Annotated in this window: 22 protein-coding genes and 2 tRNA genes; 9 read left to right on the top strand and 15 right to left on the bottom strand. The window is 51.1% G+C overall.

What is annotated here, in order from left to right:
• Positions 1-12: 12 nt before the first annotated feature.
• Together HVY19_RS09475 and HVY19_RS09470 are read right to left on the bottom strand one after the other, a co-directional pair.
• A complete protein-coding gene (locus tag HVY19_RS09475) occupies positions 13-1179 on the bottom strand; it encodes an MFS transporter (RefSeq protein ID WP_181684046.1) in 1167 nt (388 codons plus the stop codon).
• Positions 1180-1360: 181 nt separating this feature from the next.
• On the bottom strand, positions 1361-1450 hold the full coding sequence (locus HVY19_RS09470; RefSeq protein ID WP_181684045.1) for a YnhF family membrane protein: 90 nt from the start codon (positions 1448-1450) through the stop codon (positions 1361-1363).
• Between the two features lie 295 nt (positions 1451-1745).
• Here HVY19_RS09470 and purR point away from each other — a divergent pair, with 295 nt between their 5' ends.
• The gene (gene purR / locus HVY19_RS09465; protein ID WP_181684044.1) at positions 1746-2771 is read left to right on the top strand and encodes an HTH-type transcriptional repressor PurR; all 1026 of its coding nucleotides are present in this window, start codon (positions 1746-1748) and stop codon (positions 2769-2771) included.
• Here purR and punR read toward each other — a convergent pair.
• Positions 2768-3700: a DNA-binding transcriptional activator PunR gene (punR, locus tag HVY19_RS09460; protein WP_181684043.1), complete on the bottom strand. Its 933-nt coding sequence runs from the start codon at positions 3698-3700 to the stop codon at positions 2768-2770. The genes purR and punR overlap by 4 nt on opposite strands.
• Positions 3701-3811: 111 nt before the next feature.
• Here punR and punC point away from each other — a divergent pair, with 111 nt between their 5' ends.
• Together punC and cfa are read left to right on the top strand one after the other, a co-directional pair.
• A complete protein-coding gene (gene punC, locus HVY19_RS09455; RefSeq protein ID WP_181684042.1) occupies positions 3812-5020 on the top strand; it encodes a purine nucleoside transporter PunC in 1209 nt (402 codons plus the stop codon).
• Positions 5021-5310: 290 nt separating this feature from the next.
• Complete coding sequence (gene cfa, locus HVY19_RS09450) at positions 5311-6459, top strand: cyclopropane fatty acyl phospholipid synthase (RefSeq protein WP_181684041.1); 1149 nt, start codon at positions 5311-5313, stop codon at positions 6457-6459.
• A gap of 39 nt (positions 6460-6498) precedes the next feature.
• On the opposite strand, the gene HVY19_RS09445 is transcribed toward cfa, so the two are convergent.
• Positions 6499-7140 (bottom strand): riboflavin synthase subunit alpha, encoded by a 642-nt coding sequence (locus HVY19_RS09445; RefSeq protein ID WP_181684040.1) that lies wholly within the window; start codon positions 7138-7140, stop codon positions 6499-6501.
• Positions 7141-7358: 218 nt separating this feature from the next.
• Between HVY19_RS09445 and mdtK the strand changes: the two genes are divergently transcribed.
• From mdtK to HVY19_RS09425, 4 genes are all read left to right on the top strand, one after another.
• Positions 7359-8732, top strand: a complete 1374-nt coding sequence (mdtK, locus tag HVY19_RS09440) for an MdtK family multidrug efflux MATE transporter (protein WP_181684039.1) — start codon at positions 7359-7361, stop codon at positions 8730-8732.
• Positions 8733-8883: 151 nt separating this feature from the next.
• Positions 8884-8960: transfer RNA gene (locus HVY19_RS09435), tRNA-Val, on the top strand.
• Positions 8961-8964: 4 nt separating this feature from the next.
• A tRNA-Val gene (locus tag HVY19_RS09430) sits at positions 8965-9041 on the top strand.
• Positions 9042-9186: 145 nt separating this feature from the next.
• A complete protein-coding gene (locus tag HVY19_RS09425) occupies positions 9187-9492 on the top strand; it encodes a monooxygenase (RefSeq protein ID WP_181684038.1) in 306 nt (101 codons plus the stop codon).
• Between the two features lie 31 nt (positions 9493-9523).
• Here the strand turns inward: HVY19_RS09425 and HVY19_RS09420 are convergent, their stop codons facing one another.
• The 11 genes from HVY19_RS09420 to tssB form a co-directional block, all read right to left on the bottom strand.
• Positions 9524-10327 (bottom strand): MBL fold metallo-hydrolase, encoded by an 804-nt coding sequence (locus HVY19_RS09420; RefSeq protein WP_181684037.1) that lies wholly within the window; start codon positions 10325-10327, stop codon positions 9524-9526.
• 55 nt (positions 10328-10382) lie between these two features.
• Positions 10383-11690 (bottom strand): VasL domain-containing protein, encoded by a 1308-nt coding sequence (locus tag HVY19_RS09415; protein WP_181684036.1) that lies wholly within the window; start codon positions 11688-11690, stop codon positions 10383-10385.
• Between the two features lie 156 nt (positions 11691-11846).
• A complete protein-coding gene (tssE, locus tag HVY19_RS09410; protein ID WP_181684035.1) occupies positions 11847-12290 on the bottom strand; it encodes a type VI secretion system baseplate subunit TssE in 444 nt (147 codons plus the stop codon).
• Between the two features lies 1 nt (position 12291).
• Positions 12292-12828: a type VI secretion system lipoprotein TssJ gene (gene tssJ / locus HVY19_RS09405; RefSeq protein ID WP_181684034.1), complete on the bottom strand. Its 537-nt coding sequence runs from the start codon at positions 12826-12828 to the stop codon at positions 12292-12294.
• A complete protein-coding gene (tssG, locus tag HVY19_RS09400) occupies positions 12809-13900 on the bottom strand; it encodes a type VI secretion system baseplate subunit TssG (protein WP_181684033.1) in 1092 nt (363 codons plus the stop codon). Before tssG ends, tssJ begins: the two co-directional genes overlap by 20 nt.
• Positions 13864-15627, bottom strand: a complete 1764-nt coding sequence (tssF, locus tag HVY19_RS09395) for a type VI secretion system baseplate subunit TssF (RefSeq protein WP_181684032.1) — start codon at positions 15625-15627, stop codon at positions 13864-13866. Before tssF ends, tssG begins: the two co-directional genes overlap by 37 nt.
• 27 nt (positions 15628-15654) lie before the next feature.
• On the bottom strand, positions 15655-17736 hold the full coding sequence (locus HVY19_RS09390) for a type VI secretion system domain-containing protein (protein ID WP_249419103.1): 2082 nt from the start codon (positions 17734-17736) through the stop codon (positions 15655-15657).
• Between the two features lie 3 nt (positions 17737-17739).
• Positions 17740-18393: a type VI secretion system protein TssL, short form gene (tssL, locus tag HVY19_RS09385; RefSeq protein WP_181684031.1), complete on the bottom strand. Its 654-nt coding sequence runs from the start codon at positions 18391-18393 to the stop codon at positions 17740-17742.
• Positions 18390-19730 carry a type VI secretion system baseplate subunit TssK gene (gene tssK / locus HVY19_RS09380; RefSeq protein ID WP_181684030.1) on the bottom strand — a complete coding sequence of 447 codons (1341 nt, stop codon included), beginning with the start codon at positions 19728-19730 and terminating at the stop codon, positions 18390-18392. Before tssK ends, tssL begins: the two co-directional genes overlap by 4 nt.
• A gap of 14 nt (positions 19731-19744) precedes the next feature.
• Positions 19745-21289, bottom strand: coding sequence for a type VI secretion system contractile sheath large subunit (tssC, locus tag HVY19_RS09375; protein ID WP_181684029.1), 1545 nt, complete (start codon positions 21287-21289; stop codon positions 19745-19747).
• A 42-nt stretch (positions 21290-21331) separates the two neighbouring features.
• The gene (tssB, locus tag HVY19_RS09370) at positions 21332-21823 is read right to left on the bottom strand and encodes a type VI secretion system contractile sheath small subunit (RefSeq protein WP_181684028.1); all 492 of its coding nucleotides are present in this window, start codon (positions 21821-21823) and stop codon (positions 21332-21334) included.
• A 538-nt stretch (positions 21824-22361) separates the two neighbouring features.
• Between tssB and HVY19_RS09365 the strand changes: the two genes are divergently transcribed.
• A complete protein-coding gene (locus HVY19_RS09365) occupies positions 22362-22502 on the top strand; it encodes a hypothetical protein (RefSeq protein WP_152404854.1) in 141 nt (46 codons plus the stop codon).
• Positions 22503-22871: 369 nt separating this feature from the next.
• Positions 22872-23705 (top strand): ABC transporter substrate-binding protein, encoded by an 834-nt coding sequence (locus HVY19_RS09360; protein WP_181684027.1) that lies wholly within the window; start codon positions 22872-22874, stop codon positions 23703-23705.
• Position 23706 lies beyond the last annotated feature (1 nt).

Raw genomic sequence — 23706 nt, 5'->3', positions numbered from 1 at the left:
AGGCATTTTTATTTAGCTGGCAACACACTCTGCCTGAGGCTGTTTTCTCGCTGATACAAACACCAGTAACAGTGCCAGCCCTGCGACAATCGCCCCCATGACCGGGACAAAGCTATAGCCTAATCCGCCGGAGATCACCGCCCCGCCTGCTGCTGCACCTAACGCATTTCCCAGGTTAAATGCGCCTATGTTCACAGAGGAAGAAAGACCAGGCGCTTCGTGTGCGACACGCATGACTCGCATCTGAAGCGGCGGCACGACGGCAAATGTTGCCGCGCCCCAAACCACCATACTGACGGCCGCCCCCCACTCACTCTTCGCGAGAAACGGTATTGCCAGCATGATCACCATCAGAAGCAACAGAAAGCCCTTCAATGTACCATTAACCGAACGGTCGGCCAGTTTCCCGCCAAGATAATTACCGATTGAAAAACCCACACCAATCAGGACGAGCATTCCGGTGACAAACGCAGGGGTTGCGTTGGTAATACTGTGCAGCACAGGTGCGATATAGGTGTAAAGTGTGAACATGGCGCCCGCACCCAGCACTGTGGTCATTAAGGCAGACAACACCTGTGGGCGCATTAAAACTGCCAGTTCTTTTTTCACTTCCGGACGCGTGCCCGCTCCGCCTTTCGGCAATGAGAAGAACAGACTCACCATGGAGATAACGCCCAGACCGGCGGTTGCCATAAACGACATGCGCCAGCCGATAGTTTCACCCAGCCAGGTCGCTGCGGGGACGCCACCGATATTGGCGATGGTCAGCCCCATAAACATGGTTGCCACCGCGCTGGCCTGTTTATGTTTCGGGACTACACTCGCAGCAACAACAGAGCCCAGCCCGAAGAACGCGCCGTGGTTAAGGCTGGTCAGAATCCGCGACAGCATCAGCGTGGTGTAATCTGGCGAAATAGCAGAAAGCACATTGCCAAGTGTAAAGATTGCCATCAAAAAGATCAGCGCGTTACGACGTCCACGATGTGAAAGCAGCAGCGTCATCAGCGGCGCGCCGACCATTACTCCAACGGCATAAGCGCTGATCAACATCCCCGCTGCCGGTATTGACACGCCGACGCCATTAGCGATGACGGGCAATAAGCCCATCGGTGAGAATTCTGTAGTTCCTATACCAAACGCACCGATTGCCAGCGCCAGTAACGGATAATTAATTTTCATGTGTTGATTGCTCCGCCTCTTCGCGTTGAAACGCGATGCTCATGTATGAGTGAAAAGCATGACATCAATCACAAAAAAATGAAATTAACAAAAGTACAAAAGACTATTGCAGATTAGATAACAATTCAGACAGGGATATTGGCAGGAAGGTATGAGGGAGCGCATGCTCCCTCTCGGTGAATCAGTGCAGTGCTGCCGTCAAACCACCCGCAACGATCAGGGCCAGAACAATAACTGTGGTCACTACGGAAAACTTAAGATCGGTACTCATCAACTTTTCTCCTTTTTATTCCCACACAAAAAGTGATATAGCGCATTTTTACACACTTCTGAGTAAAAATCTCCCACGATTTAGAGTGATATCTGTTTTTAGCACTTCCCCTTTTCGTTAAGATCAGCCAGAATTCCACGCTTACTAATTTAGCGTACTGGCCATTGACCCCTTCCTGTCGTTCCGTGTCGTTTTCCCGGCGTGCCGCAACCCTGATGTTGCGATCGGGGTGTGTGAAGGCAAACGTTTACTTAACGTAGTTTAACGATCGGGTTAGGGTCTGGAGTGAGATGTAATGGCAACAATTAAAGATGTAGCGAAGCGAGCAAACGTTTCCACTACAACCGTATCACACGTAATTAACAAGACGCGTTTCGTCGCTGAAGAAACACGCAATGCGGTGTGGGCGGCAATCAAAGAATTGCACTATTCCCCCAGCGCCGTTGCCCGTAGCCTGAAGGTGAACCACACCAAGTCTATTGGACTGTTGGCGACCAGTAGCGAAGCTGCGTATTTTGCAGAAATTATTGAAGCCGTGGAAAAAAACTGCTTCCAGAAAGGCTACACCCTGATTCTGGGTAATGCATGGAATAGCCTCGAAAAACAGCAGGCCTATCTCTCAATGATGGCGCAGAAACGCGTCGACGGCCTGCTGGTGATGTGCTCTGAGTACCCGGAGCCCCTGCTTTCCATGCTCGAAGAGTATCGCCATATCCCAATGGTGGTAATGGACTGGGGCGAAGCCAAAGCAGATTTTACCGATACGGTGATTGATAACGCCTTTGAGGGCGGCTATATGGCGGGTCGTTATCTTGTCGATCGCGGTCATCGAGAGATCGGCGTCATTCCGGGGCCGATGGAGCGAAATACCGGTGCCGGACGTCTGGCCGGTTTTATGAAGGCGATGGAAGAAGCACTGATCAAGGTTCCGGAAAACTGGATTGTTCAGGGTGATTTTGAGCCGGAATCCGGTTACCGCGCCATGCAGCAGATCCTGTCGCAGTCGCATCGCCCAACGGCGGTCTTTTGCGGCGGTGATATTATGGCGATGGGCGCGCTTTGCGCTGCGGATGAGATGGGACTGCGCGTGCCGCAGGACATTTCGCTGATCGGTTATGATAATGTGCGTAACGCCCGCTTCTTTACGCCGGCATTAACGACGATCCATCAGCCAAAAGATTCACTGGGTGAAACCGCCTTTAATATGCTGTTAGACCGTATCGTCAACAAACGCGAAGAGTCGCAGTCTATCGAAGTTCATCCGCGCCTCATTGAACGTCGTTCCGTTGCGGATGGTCCGTTCCGCGACTATCGTCGTTAATTCTTTACTGCGGGAGTCTCTTCCGGCTCCCGCAACCACTCTCTGTTCAGCGTTTCGCTGTCTCCCAGATAGTCCAGCAGCCAGGCAAGCGCAGGTGAGGTATCGTTCTGCTGCCATGTCAGGCAGCATGCCGCATCCGGGAACGGATTCTCCAGTTCCAGTGCCACCCACTGTCCGTCATTAAGCCGCGGTTTAGCAAAATGCGTGGGCACCATGCCGATGCACAGCCCGGCAGAAATGCAGGTCGCCGAAGAGTTCCAGTCCGGAACGACCATCCGCCTTTGGTTATCAAGTAGCCAGGTCACGCGTTTTGGCAGGGTACGCGACGTATCCTCCAGCACCAGTGATGGCCAGTTGCGCAGAGTGTCATCACTCAGGGGGCCGCGCATCGCCGCTAAGGGATGCTGCTTTGCTACCACGCAACTCCAGCTCAGCATCCCCATATCACGGAAGGTGTAGCGTCCCCCAACGGGTATCGCCTGCGTTGCACCGATAGCAAGCTCTACCCTGCCATCAGAAAGCGCGTCCCACACACCGTTGAAAACCTCCTGAAAAACCAGTAACTCTACGTCATCAAAATGGCGATAGAAATCAACGATCATTTGCTGGGTGCGTTCCGGGCGAACAATATTGTCCACCGCGATCGGCAATTGCCCGCGCCAGCCGTTAGCAATCTGCTGACACTGTTGCCGTGTGTCCTGCATTTTTTTGATAACAGAACGGCCTTCTTTCAAAAACCACGCGCCAGCGGGCGTTAATACGACATCCCGATGACGCCGCTCAAAAAGCGGGACTGCCAGCCATTCTTCAAGCTGACGCACGGTGTAACTGACCGCAGAAGGAACACGGTGTAACTCTTGCGCCGCTGAACTAAAGCTGCCGTTGCGCGCGACAGCATCGACCACTTCCAGTGCGTATTCTGACCACATAATCTGCCTGCAAAATTTTTGAATGCAATGTCCAAATATTACCGTTTCACAAGCAGAAATACACTCCCTACACTCTGCCGCATTGTCATTAGGTTAATTAAGAGAACATGTATGCAACCTGGAAAAGGGTTTTTAGTGTGGCTGGCAGGACTCAGCGTGTTGGGTTTTCTGGCGACGGATATGTATCTGCCGGCTTTTGCCACCATCCAGTCTGACCTGCAAACCCCAGCCTCCGCGGTCAGTGCCAGCCTGAGCCTGTTCTTAGCCGGCTTTGCGGTGGCGCAACTGCTGTGGGGACCGCTTTCGGACCGCTACGGACGTAAGCCAATTCTCCTGTTGGGCCTGTCGATTTTTGCGGTGGGCAGTTTGGGGATGTTATGGGTTGAAAGCGCAACCGGGCTGCTCGTCCTGCGCTTTATCCAGGCCGTTGGCGTCTGTGCGGCAACGGTTATCTGGCAGGCTCTGGTTACGGATTACTATCCCTCGCAGAAAATTAACCGCATTTTCGCCACGATTATGCCGTTGGTCGGGTTATCTCCAGCCCTGGCACCGCTGCTGGGCAGTTGGATCCTGACCCATTTCTCCTGGCAGGCCATTTTTGCCACGCTGTTCGCTATTACCCTTATTCTGATGCTGCCAGCGTTGCGTCTGAAGCCGTCCAGTAAAGCACGTCATGATAACCACGAGAAACTGACCTTCACCACGCTTCTGCGTTCGAAAACCTACCGGGGCAATGTATTAATTTATGCCGCATGTTCAGCCAGTTTCTTTGCCTGGCTTACCGGTTCGCCGTTTATTCTCAGTGAAATGGGCTACAGCCCCGCGGTAATAGGTCTTAGCTACGTGCCGCAGACCATTGCGTTTTTGATTGGCGGTTACGGCTGTCGCGCCGCCCTGCAAAAATGGCAAGGCAAGCAGTTACTCCCCTGGTTGCTGGTGGTCTATGCGCTAAGCGTTGTTGGCACCTGGGCTGCTGGCTTTATTCACAACGTTTCGCTGACTGAGATTCTGATCCCGTTCTGCGTGATGGCAATTGCCAACGGTGCCATTTATCCCATCGTAGTGGCAGAAGCGCTGCGGCCTTTCCCTCAGGCGACAGGCCGGGCGGCGGCCTTGCAAAACACCCTGCAACTGGGGCTGTGTTTCCTCGCAAGCCTGGTCGTATCCTGGCTTATCAGCACGCCGCTGCTGACAACGACCAGTGTCATGCTGACGACCGTTCTGCTGGCAGGATTGGGTTATAAAATGCGTTCGCTGCCTCAGGCTTGCGAACCGATAAACGACCACGCAGCAGAGATTGCCCATAGCGAATCTCATTGATATCAATGATATTTTATATTGATTAGCCACCTAACAATTTTTGATTGAATCATCAGATTTTGAGGCCTATACTAAATCTCGGTTGTTAAAAATACGAAAATAATTATGTATTAACGGGAACCGGAGCGTTCCCGTTTCACCATGGATGGCCTATTCGGCAAGGTTTCCTCCTTTCCTCTGCTCTACGTCGATTAATAGACTCGCGAAATATTCCGTGAGATTTCTCACAAAGCCTAAAAAGCGTCTACGCTGTTTTAAGGTTCTAATCACCGACCAGTGATGGAGAAACTATGAGCTCATCGTGTATAGAAGAAGTCAGCGTTCCGGATGACGACTGGTACCGGATCACCAACGAATTATTAAGCCGTGCGGGTATCACCATAAACGGTTCCTCTCCCGCAGACATACAGGTTACGAACCCCAAATTTTTCAAACGTGTATTACAAGAGGGGTCACTGGGTCTGGGTGAGAGCTACATGGACGGCTGGTGGGAATGCGAACGACTGGACATCTTTTTCAGTAAGGTTTTACGGGCCGGACTGGAAGGCCAACTACCCCGCCACTTTAAAGATACGCTCCGCATCGCTGGCGCACGCCTGTTCAATTTACAAAGTAAAAAGCGCGCCTGGATAGTTGGTAAAGAACATTACGATCTCGGTAATGACCTTTTCAGTCGTATGCTTGATCCTTATATGCAGTATTCCTGCGCCTACTGGAAAGACACGGACTCGCTCGAGTCAGCACAACGCGAAAAACTGAAACTGATCTGTGAGAAGCTGCATTTGCGGCCTGGTATGCGCGTGCTGGATATCGGCTGCGGCTGGGGCGGTCTGTCACACTATATGGCCAGCCACTATGGGGTTAGCGTCGTAGGCGTGACCATTTCCGCTGAACAGCAAAAAATGGCGCAGGCGCGGTGCGCCGGGCTGGATGTGACGATTCTACTCCAGGATTATCGGGACCTGGATGACCAGTTTGACCGCATTGTCTCGGTGGGTATGTTCGAACATGTCGGACCGAAGAATTATCCAACGTATTTCAACGTGGTCGACCGCAATTTAAAACCTGACGGTCTTTTCCTGCTGCATACTATTGGTTCGAAGAAAACGGATAATAACGTCGACCCGTGGATCAATAAATATATCTTCCCGAATGGCTGCCTTCCCTCTGTGCGCCAAATCGCCAATGCCAGTGAAGCGCATTTTATCATGGAGGACTGGCACAACTTCGGTGCGGATTACGACAAGACTCTGATGGCGTGGCATGAGCGTTTCATCGCCACATGGCCGGAAATCGCGGAACACTATTCTGAACGTTTTAAACGGATGTTCAGCTATTATCTGAATGCCTGCGCCGGTGCGTTCCGGGCCCGTGATATTCAACTCTGGCAGGTGGTTTTCTCTCGCGGCGTTGAAAACGGTTTGCGTGTTCCTCGCTAGTCGTTTTGCCCCCGCTGTTATGCAGGGGCGAAAATTCCCCTAGGCTTCACTCTCGTGTTTCACCACCACCATTTCGCGCGCCGCCAGCACGCGTTCGACCGTGTCCACTACGGCCTGCGTCTGCGGATCAATTTCAATATTGACCCGTGCGCCCAGCTTTTTCTTACCCAGCGTAGTGCGCTCCAGTGTTTCCGGAATGAGATGTACACAGAAACGTGTTGGCGTCACTTCGCCGACAGTTAAGCTAATACCGTCAATGCCAATAAATCCTTTATACAGGATATATTTCATCAACGTGGGATCCTGGATTTTAAACCAGATTTGACGGTTGTTTTCGGAGGTTAAGATCTTCGAAATTTCAGCGGTAGTGATGATATGCCCGGACATCAAGTGTCCGCCAATTTCATCGCTAAATTTGGCTGCACGCTCAACATTAACGCGGTCGCCGACCTTCAACTCACCGAGATTCGTTATTCGCAGTGTCTCTTTCATCAGATCAAAACTGATGAGATTGCCATTTATTTCTGTCACGGTCAGGCAGCAGCCGTTATGCGCCACCGATGCGCCCGTTTCCAGAGCGTCCAGCATGTGTTCAGGTAATTCCACTACATGGGTGCGAAAATTTGGTTTTTCATCAATTGACACCACTTTGGCGGTGCCCTGAACAATACCCGTAAACATAACTGCAACTCCTGAATTCAGTTAATACATTTCTGCCTGCAACAATAACAGTTGGAAAATCAGGTTGCCAGTAAAGCACCCGGTCAAGGTGTTTTTTCACTGGAGAATTATGCATTCCTCGCTACAATAGACTGAAATTTCCCCTGCATCTTCTTCTTGCTGCCACACGTGGCGGCTTTTTTAGTCTCATAAATAAAAACAATTCTATAGGTGTTCACGTGCAGAAGTATATTAGCGAAGCGCGTCAGTTATTGGCTCTGGCAATTCCGGTGATTCTTGCGCAAGTCGCCCAAACCGCAATGGGGTTTGTCGATACGGTTATGGCCGGTGGCTATAGTGCCACCGACATGGCGGCCGTGGCGATCGGCACCTCGATCTGGCTTCCCGCCATTCTGTTCGGACACGGACTGTTGCTGGCGCTCACCCCTGTTATTGCCCAGCTTAATGGTTCCGGCCGACGCGAACGTATTGCCCATCAGGTGCGCCAGGGCTTCTGGCTCGCGGGTATCGTCTCGGTGCTGATTATGGTGGTGTTATGGAATGCGGGTTACATCATCCGTTCAATGCATAACATTGATCCGGCATTGGCAGATAAAGCCGTCGGTTATCTTCGCGCGCTATTGTGGGGCGCGCCAGGCTATCTGTTCTTCCAGGTAGCGCGTAATCAATGTGAAGGGCTGGCAAAAACCAAGCCCGGCATGGTCATGGGCTTTATCGGACTGTTGGTTAACATTCCGGTGAACTATGTGTTTATTTATGGTCACTTCGGGATGCCAGAACTGGGCGGCGTTGGCTGTGGTGTTGCTACCGCTGCCGTGTACTGGGTGATGTTTGGCGCCATGATCTGGTACGTCAAAAATGCGCGTTCAATGCGCGATATCCGTAACGTGCATCGCTTCAGCAAACCGGACAACGAGGTGATGAAGCGTCTTATTCAGTTAGGTTTGCCGATCGCGCTGGCGCTGTTCTTTGAAGTCACGCTATTTGCTGTTGTGGCACTCTTGGTTTCGCCGCTGGGTATTGTCGATGTTGCGGGTCATCAGATTGCCCTGAACTTCAGTTCACTGATGTTTGTGTTACCGATGTCGCTGGCTGCAGCTGTGACCATCCGCGTGGGCTACCGACTGGGACAAGGCTCCACGCTGGATGCGCAGACCGCTGCACGCACTGGTCTGGGAACGGGCGTGTGCATGGCGTGTATCACGGCGATTTTTACCGTATCGTTTCGCGAGCAGATCGCCCTGCTCTACAACGACAATCCGGAAGTGGTTACCCTGGCGGCGCAGCTGATGCTCCTGGCGGCAATTTATCAGATTTCTGACTCTATCCAGGTGATAGGCAGCGGGATTTTGCGTGGTTACAAAGATACGCGCTCTATCTTTTTTATTACCTTTACCGCGTATTGGGTGCTGGGCCTACCCAGCGGTTATATCCTTGCGCTGACCGATCTGGTGGTTGACCGGATGGGCCCGGCAGGTTTCTGGATGGGCTTTATTATCGGCCTGACCTCTGCGGCCATCATGATGATGCTGCGAATGCGTTTCCTGCAACGCCAGCCGTCAGCGGTAATATTGCAACGCGCCGCGCGATAAACCGGCAATAGCCGCCTGCGGGCGGCTATTCTGTCAACATTTTGCGCACTAACTCTGCAATCGAGTGAAATCCGGAAGAAAATTACCATTTCCCTCTTGCCTCATTCCGGCTCTGCCGCTAATATTCGTCCCCGTTGTCACCTACAACGTTGCGTTCATAGCTCAGTTGGTTAGAGCACCACCTTGACATGGTGGGGGTCGTTGGTTCGAGTCCAATTGAACGCACCATTCTGCGTCCGTAGCTCAGTTGGTTAGAGCACCACCTTGACATGGTGGGGGTCGGTGGTTCGAGTCCACTCGGACGCACCAGATTTTCCTGATCTGGTGCTTTTCTTCTTCCTCATTATTTTCTGAACTTCATTTACACTGTTCCCTGCATCTCATTTTCGTTACATTACAGATTCTGCATTCACAGGATCGACTCATCTTTTGAGTTTTAAAACGGAGAATGACTATGCCTAAATTATTACAGCTTCACTTTGCCTTTAACGGTCCGTTTGGTCAGGAAATGGCTGAGCAGCTTCGTGGTCTGGCTGAGTCAATCAACCAGGAACCGGGCTTTTTGTGGAAAGTCTGGACGGAAAGTGAAAAGAATAAAGAGGCGGGGGGAATTTATCTGTTTGAGAGCGAGGAGACGGCGTTTGCCTATCTCGACAAGCATACCGCACGGTTGAAACATCTCGGCGTTGCTGAGGTTGTCGCTAAAATCTTCGACGTTAATACTTCACTAAGCGCCATCAACAAAGCCAAGCTGGATTGATCGTTTGAGTCTGAGGGGGTGATCCCCCTCGTTAGCATGAATTCGGTTTCAGGCAAGTGATATATTTCGCTCCTGAGCATTGAACGATCTCACTGGCATTGTTAGTAATATCCTGCCCTTCAAACGCACCATACATGCGGGCAAATTTTACCGTCGTTAAGCGCTGTAGAATTCTGGCTACGGTTTCAGCTGCCAAGGGCAGCATATTGGGGTAGCTCCACATAAACGACACAGCGTTTGCCCCTGGAGTAATCTGCAAAATATCCCCTGCCAGAATCGTGCCTTCGCCCTCTTCCCAGTGCAATACTGTACCTCCGGCAAAATGGCCTCCCAGACGTAACAGCCTAATACCCGGTAAGAGTGCGTACGTATCCCCTTTCCATAAGTGAATATAGGGACTGTCACGCATTATCCACGCGCGATCGTCGCTATGGAGATAGATCGGCGCATTAAAGGTTTCCGCCCAGTCCTGCATGGTGGTGTAGTAATGTGGATGGGAAATGGCAATGGCGTTAACGCCTCCCAGCGCAGAGACGAGAGATTTCGTGGCGGGATCCAGATTCGCGATACAATCCCAGAGAACATTTCCCGCAGGCGTAACGAGCAAGAAAGCCCTTTGGTTTATTGCGAAAGATGGAACAGTTTTCAGGCTGAACAGTTTCGCCGCGTGCTGCCGCCACTTATTGGAATGACTACGCGTGAGTTCATCAAAATCCATCCATGCCTGCCCGGACACAGGTACATACTGTCGCTCATCCTCACAAATTTTGCACCGCTCAACGTGGCCCTGCCCGCAGTCGTAAGACGTACCGCAGGCTTTACATAGCGTTATCATCGTTATTCCTGCCCTGCGAAAAAGAGTAATTATGGCAGAGAATGAGAAAGAGGCTTTAATTAAAGGGTGATGGGGTGAACTGGGAGTAGTAGTTCAGTAATGCCTCAAGTGACGCTTCAGCTTGATGCCTCTGTATCGGCGTAATCGCACTCTCCAGACCAAGCTGCCGCAACTGTTCCTCCAGCGGCACCGCCCCATTAAACGCCTGAATTATCGAAAACACCTCCGACTTCAACTCGCTAACGGTCATGTACTTGCCGCGCTTTTCATCCAGTGTATTCAGCCGTTGGGTAAGTGCCTGTAACTGCGTCATCCCCTGGTTCCAGCTGTTAAGTTGCTCCGCTGTGGGAAGTGATGCGTTCAGTTGCTGTCGCCATTGCGCTGCCAGCGGCTTTGCCTGCTCTGGCCATAATGCCTGAGCCTGTTGAATAAGCTGTTCCCTGTAGCGTAATGACCACTCCGGCGGCAGGCTGGACAGTCGCTCTAACTGCTGTTGTGTCTCTCGGATCCCTTCTTCTGGCGAGGGCGCATTCTGCCGGAATTCCAGTAACTGCTCCCTATTAAGAGCCATCGGCAGCGGTGATAAAGATAAAGCGTACTGTTGCCTCAAACTGTCTGGCGTATCCAACGCTTTCCAGCCCCATACCAACACGCTGGCAATCAGAAGCATTGTGAACATACCGAGAAAAAAAGGTTTCCAGGCACTGAGTTCTGCCGCCGGTGGACGGGCCACTTTTGGCTCTTCCGGGACAACATAGACCCACTTGTCTCTGTCGGCAATCTCAACCATCTGAGGATCGAGAGGCAGCGTCACACCGGCTGTTTCCTGTGTGACGGGCTCGCTATTTTCCAGGCGGACAGCGGCGGCATGCACCTGAGCTCGTAACGTTTCAATCTGGCTAAGGTGTTTTAGTTCAAGGCGCTGCATAACCTCATTCAGGTGCGTCAGATGTTGTTCCGCAACATATAGCTGACTCAAATCATCCCAGGTCAGCGTCAACGTGCGCAATGCCTGCTGAAGCCTCCGACTCAGACCTGACAGGATCTCCATCCTGGCATGAACCTGCTGGGGCCAGAGCGCCCCCCACTGCCGGGAGATGAGCGCATCCAGTATCGCCAGCCCTTCATTCAAGCCATAAGCCCCGGCAAGCTGCGTTCGCACCAGCGTATACCAGGCTGCAGTTTGCAGTTCAACGCCATTATGTTCGAAGAGCGAAAGACACAGTTTTTCAGCATGCTTCCAGTTCACATCCGGTCGCGCCGGATGAGTCAGTTTATTCAGTTCATCGCGCAGCGCCGCATAATCAGCAAGCGTACGAGGGTCACCGCCGGTTTTAAGGTGACGTTGAGAGTCAGTAGCCATAGGAGAGCGTTACTCAATATTGTGGACTGAAATCAGTCTGTTTACATAGCTCAGGAGTGCGAAAGGATATTTATGAATATCTATCCGTAATAATTCATATTAAAAAGCAAATAAAACCCTGAAATTAAACTCCAAAGGCAATATCCGCGGAAATAATTAAATGACGGAATGATTATCCAGGTAATTCTCTTGTTTTAGGTGACGAATAAGAACGCGTCCCTCGGGCATAAACTCTGTACCGTAACGAACAAGACCTGTAGCTATCAGTTCAGCATCGATAGCGTAGCGTAATTCCCCCGGTTGAGTTTGTTCCAGCAGTATGATCTTTAGTGATTTCAATCGAGGTTCATATTTAAGCAGTACCGAAGTGAGCGTCTGCATAAGTTGATGGGTGGTTCCCGGCATCCCCTGAAGTATTTTTGTCATATCCGGCAGTCCATAATCTGGCAAGTGTGCCAACGTTCCAGCACGCGTATTGAGAATACACTGCATATTATCCAGTACCGAGAGGATGACCTGGTTCTCCTCGCTGACAACAGGCAGGTCAATGCCTCCAGCAAAATTTCCGTACAGCATTTCATACAGGGAGGGTTGGAGCATTTTATTCATCCTTTACTGGATGTAGCGTCAGAACATTATTTCTGGCTTCAATAATGCGAGGCTTGTCCGGGTCAAGTTCTTCGCGCGCGAGTACCAGTCGCCAGGTATTATTCACCTGGTCCGGGTCAATAAACATTCCTGCTATCGCGACAAATTGTGCATCTTCTTCCATGGGCACATCTATTGTTACAGTCTCCCCCGGGCGCAGGCGGACATCATTTTGCGCAATGAGATCAGCTTTAATCGCCTGACTGTCGTCGGCAAACAGTGATGGATAGTCGCTGTCGTCAAAACTTTTACGATCGCGTAATTGATAGATTCGCACTACCGTCGCCAGCGATGCGCCATTAGCATTATTGTTGACCCCTTCCCGCGCCTGAAGATCCAGATGCAGCGTTTTCACCTGTTTATAGAAAATGGATTTCGTCACAGAGATTGTGCTGTCCTTTACTTTCTGTGTCAGTCCACAGCCAGCCAGGGAAATACCTGTTATTAATACCAATAATATGGCCGGAACTTTACCAGCGGTAATCGCCATTTTCGTCACTCTCCCTTCGGTGAAAATTTTCCTGTACGCCTTGATAGCGTCCGAGATTAATTGTGATCATGTCATCACGGTTTTGTTGTTGATTCAGTGGACGGAGTACTGCCGTTCGCCCGAGTTGTACTCCCTGGCGCGGTTTACAGGACAACTGCGCATCCGGAAGAAGAATTCGTGCCACATGCAGTTGCAATCGCACATCCAAATTTGAACCGAGGTAAACATGTAGCAGGGCCATCAGATCATTGTGTAACTCTTCACCCGGCAACCAGCCTTTTACTTCTTCTGAATTATCAGTGGTCAGGCGCAACAACACCTGACCATTAACATCCGTGGCATGCGTCCCCATGACGGGTCGTTGCTTCAGACTCACCTGTTGCCTTGTGCTCATCTTCAGAGGCTGTTTTAACGGGATCCGACAGCGATCATGGTGGTACAACGTGGTGCGGGTATCAGGGGCCAGCAGTTTTACTAAGGTCCCCAGCCCTTCTGCAGTGCGCCCCGGCAGCAGCATTGCCGGGAGTAGTGCGAGAAAGCGTGAAAGCGGCGTGCCTGCATTTGACGCACATCCCTGAATACCTAATCCAGCAAGTCCTAACAGGTATTGTGATGTATTGTCCGTTCCACCGGCTTTGAAAGTGGCTGGATAGGAGTATTTACGCCAGATTCGATAGTACTGCGCAATCAATCGATGATTGAAGATATCCAGAAAGTCCTGAGTCGCTTCATATCCTTCTCGTCGTTGGGCAATATCATCGATGTAGTGCGTTGGTAGCGGCGACTCTACCCCGTACAGCCCCATAAAGGTGACACGGATCGTTGGCGGCAAATGGGGGTGTTCCGGGGCCGGGTCTTCCATCCCTTTAATTTCACTGGCCGGAAACCCCATACCCGGATGCGGACGAAAACGAACGGGTTCATCACTCATCCGCCACTGGGATCCCGGTATTGAGGCGTCAGGTTGGCTCTGCTCCAACAACTGGCAAAAGCGATAAAAATTCATGTGCGGCAGTTGATGCCGTAGCGCTGCGATTAGCCGGGCAGGCGCTGATTGTGATTCTCTTTCCATCGGATACTCTTCCCTTCAGGCTGAACAATCAACGTAAGCTGGTTAAACTGATTCATATCGGCATACAAAGCGAAAAAGCGGTTAAGCATTTCACCAAACAGATGGATATCACCTTCACCGGTAAAACCATTGCTATCGATCGTGACTTCAATATCCAGTCCACGCAGCAGAAAGCCGCCTTCAAAGCGCTGTAAACGATGATGCTGAACGTTCAGAATGGCATCCAGACGACGATTATTGAGTTCATCGTCTCGCCAGTTATAAAGAGCCAACGTGCCCCGGAGCACCTCTGCGCTGCTCATCATATTCAGAAACCGGGTACCCAGATGACTCAAGACTCGCCAGTGAAAGCGGTCTTCTGCCGGAGGATAGGCAGGTAATGTCGGTTTGCAAAGATTACGTACAACCAGCGAAATTTCAGACACCTGTTCACAACTGTCCAGAAGCGTGCTCTGGAGTGCCCGACGCGGTAGTTGCCCGTTGGTTCCGGTAATGCGTAATGAGAGGGTTTCCCTGTCGAGCATTCTGTCCGTTTCCCACTGCTGCCCCCCCAATATCAACCATGTGTCGTGCATGCCGGTAACCCCTCGCTTAACGCGTGTGTGGTAATAGCGCTCTGGTGCATGCCGACGCATCATCCCCCCCTGATGTCGAAAACTGGTGAATGGCACATATCTCGCATCACCCGTTCGCCCCGATCCAGTGACACTGTCTACCGAATAAATCTCGGTATGGCCGTCCTGAAGCCGTTTCGGCCGTAACAAGTATTCACTTTCTAACCCACTAATCGTCAACGGATCTGCTTCAAGTGTGAACAGATTTATTACCGGAACGCAGTGCGCTCGCAGGGTGTTGCCTGTTACCGGCAAGTCGCTCTGCCATACCTGGTTAAAAACCACTTCAATATCGAACCTGACCGTTCCTGAAGGGAGGGTCAGGTTTTCCATGCCGTTAAAATGCACAAACATAAATTTTTCACGGAAGCTGAAATATTCAAGGAGGAGTTGATAACCACTAAAAGCACTTTCTCCCTTCGGCCACAGACCATCCTCCTCAGCAAATCCCCCTGGCGAAAAATAGCCGTCTATTTTAATTCGATCTGTTTGCCCATCCAGACGGAGATACAATCCTGCCTGCCGCTTTGTCAGCCAGAGGTGAAGCGCAGTGCCCGTGACAGTATCCTCGCCAAGATAGAGTGGCAGATTGCGGAGGTCCACTTGCCCCCAGTCCGCTTGCCCACTGCAAGTAAAGCGAATTCGTAGCGCAGATCGTCCATCAGGCTCAGTTGTCATTACAACATCGGAAATGTCCAATGGGTTTAGGGTGACATCATTTGTTGTACGATACCGGCAGACCGTTTTTTTTGGCCCTACAGGTTGAGAGTAAATTTCCAGCCCGGCAGGAAGGACTTCTGCCATTTTCATTGCCGGTAAATCGGGTTTCAGCGACACGACAGACAGCGACGGTATGGTGCGCAAATAATGTGGCCATAACATGCTTACCAGGCCTTCCGTGAGTTCCGGCAGGTCGTCATCTATTTTCTCGCGCAGTCGCCCCATCGAAAAAGCAAACCCTTCAAACAGGCGCTCAACGTAAGGATCCGGCGTACCGGCTTTATCGAGATCGAGCATTGCCGCTCTGTCGGGGTGGGTTTGCGCGAATTCTTTCGCCGCTTCACGTAGATACCGCATTTCGGCATCAAAATAGCGCAGGGATAAATCTTCCATGTCATGATCTTTTTTGGTCAGAGAGGGTCAACCACACAGCACTGCTGCGCGGGCAGGATCAATAGTAATAAGTTCAGCCAGAAGGCGATCCATCTCGGGCTGAAGTCGGGTTTTATCCGATTCGTTGCGCCCGGCTTTCATGCGAAGCAAGCGGAGGTGCCGGGCCTTAACCTCGAATATCAGTTCCGGCTCCCATTCTGCGAGCGGTAACGTGCAAGCATGAGCACCAAGCTCAGAGAGAAGGTGATGCGCAAGTTCATTATTCCCCGTCTGCTCCGCTATACGTGACATCAGTAATCGAAGCAACCAGCGATTGCGGGAGTTGCTGGTGCCGGGTCGGCTTTGTAACCAGTTAATAGCCGCATCAGCGCCGTCATTATCAGCAATAGCCAACGCCTCCGCTTCCAGGTGCAAAATGTCATTATCTCCGGCGGTACTGGCGGTGTGCTCTTCGCGCCATCCGGCGTTCTCATCCAGTACCTGCTGGTGTATCCAGTTCAGCGTGACCTCATCGGCATAGGGACTACCGTCGCTGAAAGCAAGCTCTTCGAGGCCTGCCAGTCGGGAAAGAAGTCCTTTCAAATCGTTCTGGATTATTGCCGCTTCGGCCTCCTTTCGGGATTTCAACAAGGCCTGATGGATATACCATTGCAGATCCAGCCATAGGTGATTGGCACCACGAGAAAACATCTCAGCGGCCTGCTCAAGTAATTCCTGCCAGCTTTGTTGTAGATATAACCGCTTCAGCAATGCCCGCTGTTCCGGTTTAGGAGGGTCAATACGGGTTCTGCCATCTGCCGATAGCGGGGGAAGTTGATGTATTGTGTCGTGCCGGATGCTCTTCATCAGATGGTGACCAGATATCCAGCCGTTAATTGCCGCTTCCACTGGCGGGATCAGCCTTCCTCCTTGATATAGCCCCAGACCGTAACGCAAAGGTTCTCCGCGTCGCTGCCAGTCATCGAGCAGCAGACTGTCTGCACGTAAACGCTGTTGTGCCTGCTGTTTTGGCAGCGGTGGCGTACCGCTGAGATGCTCGTAAACAGCAAGATGATCGCCAACGCTACGGATCAATCTCTGGTTGTTAATGAAGGACGCCAGCATCGCCAATGCGAGGAAGATGAAACACGCGCCCCCTGCCAGGCGAGCATCTTGCATCAGGCGACTGATCCCATGGCGACGTGGCAGATACGGGAGCAGAACCTCCGGAAGCGGAAGTTCATTCGAACTCTGTTTACTTTCCGGAGAAAGCGTCGTGATTTCAGCTAATTGATTTAGCCAGAGGTTGTCAGCCACAGCAGTGACAGGTGCCAGGCAGATACCTGTTGCGCAGAGCGTTAACGAAGGAAGTTCAGCCTGACGCGTACTGAGCGGCTGAGAAATACGGCTATTCACAAAACTCAGTATGCCTTCGAGCCATAGCGTATAAGTGAGTCGTTTGGAATCACCAGGCATCTCATGCTGCCAGTCACCGACAGGTGTGGCGACATGGCCGTTACGGCGTACCCGAAGACCTGGTAAATCCGGCGTAACGGTGAACCATTGTGGTTCTTCATTCTCTTTAAATGCCGGCGCCGAAACCCACGTAACGGCCCAAACCGGCGGCACACCATTAAGCCACGTTCTGCACTGCACTATGCTCCGTCGCCACCCTCTCAGAGACTGCGCCAGAATGTCTTCCGATGTTTGTCTCTCTGGGAGGACGGCCAACATGACAGAAACCTGCGAGATAAGAGCAGGACGCACTGCGGCCAGGTGCTGGGCGAGCAACGGAAGTTGTTCCGCATTTTCGGCCCTAAGAAACCATCCCTGTAAGGTTTCGCGATAGGTACGCCCTACCGGAAATAATGCTTCCGAATCACCACTGACAAGCACAACGGCACCCTGAAAATCCTCAGGAGGCAAATTACACTCGTCAATTTGCTCACTCAGGATCTGGCGCAAGTGATGTTGTCGCCATAATCGCCAAAGCACCAGGCCACTCATAAATAGAATGAAGACGCTAAGGGCAACACGATTCCAGATCGAAACAGGCCAAAAACCCAGCACGAGCCACAACGCTAAAACCGCCGCGAAAATCGTGAGAAAGATCCAGGAATAAGCGCGCATTCTTTATCCCCGCCCGGCAATCTGTTCGACCATTTGTGACAGTAAGGAGGAAAAGGTGAACCACAGTCCCGCCAGTACAACGATTCCCACCACCCAACCAAGCCAGTACATCCGCCGCCCACTGCGCAAGCGAGACGCTTTCACCACGATCGGCGCTTCCTGACTCAGTGTGAACGGGGGCACCCGCTCACTCAGTTCTCGAACAACATCCTCACGTCGTTCATCATCCTTTTCGCGGTATTGTCCGACAAATCCCAGTTGCAAAGTGCGATACAGACAGGTCAGAACCAGGATATCCGGCGAAGGCTCACGCAGGATGATACGAATACGTTCCCATAATTCTTCCCCTGCATGAAGCGTGTGAAAAAAACGCGCCTGTAGCGGATCTTTTCGCCATTTACGGTAACCGTCATCCTCCTTGTCACGGTTCAGAACGCTTTCATCCAATAATGCACAATACGCATAGAGCATTCGGTCACAGCTAATCTCGCTGAACCCTGCTTCAGTTAATGTATCTCGTGCCTGGTTTACCCAATGACAGGCCCTGCGGTACAGCGTATCGCCGTCTTTTATCTCCTGACCACAACGCAGCTGACTGACCATCAACCAGCCTGGATAGAAGGTTTTATTTATCAGATCTAAATCTTTGGTGTTCATGAGCGCAGCACCGCAAACAGTTCAAGTTTCACCTCGCCTAGCGATTCCGGCGTGTAGAAAGTACAGTTTCCTGCCTCTAACATCGCTCGGGCCGCTGCCGTCGTCAGATCCAGCGCAAGATACTGATTTTCCAAGCGCAATGGGATTGCAGCGGGCACATGACTAAGGGGCTTAATGACCATACCGCTAAGAGCAATATTGACGACTTCGGATACATCATCATTGCTGCCCGCCTTACACAGTTGCGGAAAACGGGTTTGCAACTCATGGTTTGGCATTGCCGATCGCACTGACAGGTAGAAATCAGCGCCTTCACGCAGCCGCGCATCATGCAATTTCCCTCGCCAGATCTCTCGATCTTCACCCTGTTTCAGTTCGATGGTGATGACACGAGAAGGCAGGCTTGCTTCAAGCAACGTATCCAGAAGAGAAAAAAGAGGAGGAAAAACTTTTTCAGGCTCATCGTGCCAGTAATGCGGAATGTCACCCGCGTTATGCTCAAGCGAAAAGGTCATCAGGCTACCAGCAAGTCTTGCCAGCTCGCGATAGAGCAATTCTGGATGGCGAGACGGCGTCTGGTATAGCTCCGTTATGACGGGTTCAGCACTGTTTAATGCATTAAGCAACCAGAACAACGAGACATCTGCGACCGCAAAATCTGCCATTCTTTCGTTACTTTCACGGCGCATGGCCATCAGGCGCTTACGTCGAGCCTGCAGTCTGTGCAGAAGATCATTCAGTTCACCCACCAAGCCTGGGCTTGCTGACAGCGATAACAGTGGAGGGATAAAACGCCGGTCCAGACTCCACTGCCCTTGCGTATTCAGGGTGAGCCTTGCGACCGGACAGGTCAGATACGCGCTGTTTTCCTGCGTTGAAAGGCGAAGCGTAAGCGCATGACGGAGCACGGCGACCTCGCTACGCTCATGCCCAGCCAATTCCTGGACCGTCACCCGCTCAGACTTCCAGCGTCGCGGACGAGCACTGTCGCGCCCGTCATCCAGATTGCCACCATTAGCGCTAAGCAGTGGCAGTGAAAGCAACACTTCTACGTTATCCTGTCCTGCGACAGATAAGTCACAAACTGGCGGCAGATTGTCTGCCAAATCGGTATCGACCAGCGTTCCATCAGCGAAGCGAACACAAAGACGCGTAGCATTGAGTCGGGAGAGCGTGAGTGCGCCATCATCAAATTCGGCACACAGCACGCCCCAGGGATGTGCTATGGCCATTCTTGAGACGGTGTCGGCAACGTGCGCATCCCACCGAGCTTGTTGCTGAAATTGTTGCGGGGCCAGAAAGGCCCCATCATCCCATAACGGACGATATATTTTCATCCCTGCTCCCTGTCTTACGCTTTCGCCTTCGGCATCTGCGACACCAGAGAAAGATTGACGTCCATGCCTTCCACCTGGAAGTGCGGTACTGCATACAGCTTCACGCGGAAGAATCCCGGGTTATCTTCGATATCTTCGACGATCACTTTGGCATCACGCAGCGGGTGCGAAGCCTGCAGTTCGTCGCCCGGGTCGGTCATTTCCGTTACCAGTCCGCGTACCCAAGTGTTCAGCTCAAGTTCAAGCAAACGGCGGTCCTTGGTGGTACCGATGTTTTCACGCTGGATAAGCTTCAGGTAATGGGCGATACGCGACAGCAGGAAGATATACGGCAGACGAGCGTTAATGCGGCTGTTAGCGGTAGCATCCGGAGTGTCGTACAGCGCCGGTTTTTGCGCAGAGTTTGCCGAGAAGAAGCAGGCATAATCACGATTCTTATAGTAAGACAGCGGGATAAAGCCCAGGTTGGCAAATTCAAATTCGCGGGTTTCCGGAATCATCACTTCAGACGGGATCTTCACCTGATTGCCGGTGCCAAGATCGTACAGATGAATGGGTAGATCTTTCACCGCGCCACCGGCCTGCGGTCCACGGATCTGGACACACCAGCCGTTATTAATAAAGCTACGGACCATATTGGCAGCAAAGGCAAAGGATGCGTTGGTCCACAGGTATTTCTCATGGTCCGGTCCTTTTACCTCTTCAACATAGTTAAAGCTGCGCACCGGTACGGTGTCAGGACCATAAGGCAGACGCCCCAGTACGCGCGGCATGGTCAGTCCGATATAGCGGGAGTCATCCGTGTCGCGGAAAGATTTCCACTTAATATATTCAGCGCGATCGAAGTAGTTTCCGATATCTTTAATAGCAGCAACGTCTTCCATCGACTCTTTCAGGAAGAATTTAGGACCGACCGAACCAATGAATGGCATATGCGCGGCGGCAGAGACTTTGGAAATGTTACGCAGCAGCGCGACGTCTTGCGGACTGGCGTCGAATTCATACGAAGAAATGACTGCACCAATTGGCTCACCGCCTGGGGTGTCGTATTCACTGGTATAGGTGTGCCAGTATAAGCCGCTTTGAATAAGCTCAGGCGCATCTTCAAAGTCCTGACGCAGGTCATCTTTGGAGAGATCCAGAATTTCGGTACGCACGTTTTGACGATAGTCGGTACGATCCACCAGATGCTTCAGGCCGCGCCACAATGATTCCACTTTCTGGAATTCTTCGTGATGCATAACAGCATCCAGTTGACGGCTAATCTGGAAATCCAGCTCTGCGATGTGGTGATCGATCAGCGTCTTATCGAGCTTTTCAACGCTCTGCCCGGATTTACGGATACAATCCATAAATACCTGCATCGCTGCAGTAAGACGTTCGCCAGCTGGCGCTTCAGCCAGTGCGGTATCGTCCAGAAACGCATTAATATCACCCAGGCGAGATGCTGGAGTCAGATTGATTTTTTCAAACAGTGAAGCATATACGCTTTCACCCACTGCTTTTTCCAGAACCTGGTTTTGCCCTTGAGTCAGGCTATTTTCACTATTGACAGACATAAGCATTCACTCGATTAATCCATTAAAAGACACGCCCACGTTTTATTTCGGAGCAAGCGCACTCATTTCGTCGCGTAATTCCTGGGACAACGCCGGGTCTTTAAGAATTTTCTCGAGTTCTTTTCTGAAAGTGACGTTATCAAGAAGATTCGATTTGAGATCGCGTAATAAATTACGCATTGCGAGCATGGCGCGGAGTTGGGGAATTTGACGGGCGATTTGTTCTGGTTCGAAATCTTTCATTTCAGAGAAACTGAGTTTGACAGTTTCCTCCGAGCCATCGTCAGAAAGGGTGTTCTGAACGGTGAGATTAACTTCCGGGTTAAATTCTGAAAGTACACTATTGAAGTTGTTTTTGTTGATATTAACCTTCTCTCTTTTCGATAATGGTCGGATTTCTTTACCATTACTGAAATCACCGACGGTTAATACTTTCAACGGTAATTCGACTTTCTTCTGCGCGCCACCTGTATGCAGGTCCAGACGAATATTGACGCGTGACTTCGGCACCTCATTCTGGAACGTATCGGCCATAATATTCCTTGCCTTATTGCAGTGTTTATTGATTGAAGAGCGTTTTCTAAACAACCTCATAATAGAACAAAGATCCACAAATGATCAACAACACAGATCTTTAATCTACACAGTTGTGTTAAGTGAGAATTTTCTTCCAATTGCTGGCGACTCTTTATGCGGCAGCAAAGCCTTTTAGCGATATAAAGTGATTTATAGTAAGTGAAGTTGTAGCGTTTTCGCCTGATAACTAGATATTACTTAAATTAAACATCATAACAATAATGAACGTTGATTTACGTCAATACTCATCCAGCATGCCCAATCAATTAAGATCTGATGGTAACCTATATTTTCCAAAAATTCATTAAAGGTGCCGGTAATAGTTGGAAATACATATTATATTATCCGCATATTAATTTTATTCAGGTTCGTTGTTGAACAAATGTCAGCAGACGCCCTACTCTGGTGTCGAAACATAACGTAGCAACAGGTGATCTCAGTGGCACTTTTGCCCTATACTGCTTTCATGTCAAAACTGAACGCGTACAGGTAAATGATGGAAATTGATCTCGATAATCTGGTTTTTAACGGACTAGAAGAAGCGCAAGAGCGTAATGCGGAACGTCTGGAAGATGCCGACAAGAAAGCGGAATCGGTCATTGCCGATGACGATTGCGGCGACGCCTGCAAAATTTGATGTTAACGCAGGTAGCCCCTGCGATCTTGGGCCTGGTGACTTCGTGTAGTCTTTCAGGCCCGTTTTCAAGTCTGTGAATTTTACAGGACGTCGAGTGACTGCTGGGCACAGGCTTCACCAGAATGCCCACCCGGCGCACCGCCGATGCTAATCACCTCAATCACCTCCAACCTCTTTTACCGGTGAACCCCCGCCAGTAACCAAAAGCTATGCCTGGCGCACATATCATATTCAGTACGCTGTCCCGCGTAGTCCCCCCGTTCACTAATCTTATTTTGTCGTTTGATAAGTACATTTTCTTATTTTGCAGCGGATCTCAGATGTGGGAGCGTAAAAGGACAAACCAATAAATACAGGGATTTCGAAGAAATGATGGCAACGAATAAAAACAACACTAGAACCTCAATCATGGCTCTCGGCATCATGTTGGCCGCAGGCTTACTGGCAAATCCGGCACAAGCCGACCAACTCGCTGATATCAAAGCGGCAGGTGTAGTAAAAGTCGCGACATTTGATGCGAATCCGCCGTTTGGATCCGTTGATCCTGCAACGCATCAGATTGTCGGCTATGACGTCGATTTTGCGAAAGCGCTGGCAAAATCTCTGGGCGTCAAACTGGAACTGGTCGCCACTAACCCCGCTAACCGCATTCCGTTGCTGCAGTCGGGTAAAGCCGATTTGATCGTGGCGGACATCACCATTACGCCTGAACGCGCTCAGGTCATTGACTTTTCCGTACCCTATTTCGTCACCGGGCAGCAGTTCCTGGTTCCGGCAACATCGTCCGACAAACTGGATGCGTATCAACGTGCGCGAATTGGCGCAGTGAAAGGGACGACGGGAGAGCAAGCATTACACCAGCGATTCCCGCAATCTCGCGTGCTTGCCTACGATGACATTCCGCTGGCGCTGACCGCACTGCGTAACGGCAATGTGCAGGCAATCACCCAGGATTCAACGATTCTGACCGGGTTACGCAACGCAGCGCCGGATAAGGCTGACTTTAAAATCCTGCCCGATTTACTCAGTAAAGAGGAAATTGGCGTCGGGGTGAAAAAAGGTGAACCGGCGTTATTAAAAGCGGTCAATGACGAACTGCTGAAACTCGAATCCAGCGGGCACGCCAGCCAGATTTACGACCAGTGGTTCGGGCCAGAAACGAAAACACCCCAGCCTCGCGCATTCACGATTAAGGCTCAGTAAG

It is taken from the genome of Citrobacter sp. RHB25-C09, from assembly GCF_013836145.1.
Lineage (GTDB): Bacteria > Pseudomonadota > Gammaproteobacteria > Enterobacterales > Enterobacteriaceae > Citrobacter_A.
The sequence above is the reverse complement of the archived record's forward strand: the minus strand, read 5'-3'. Positions and strand labels throughout refer to the sequence as shown.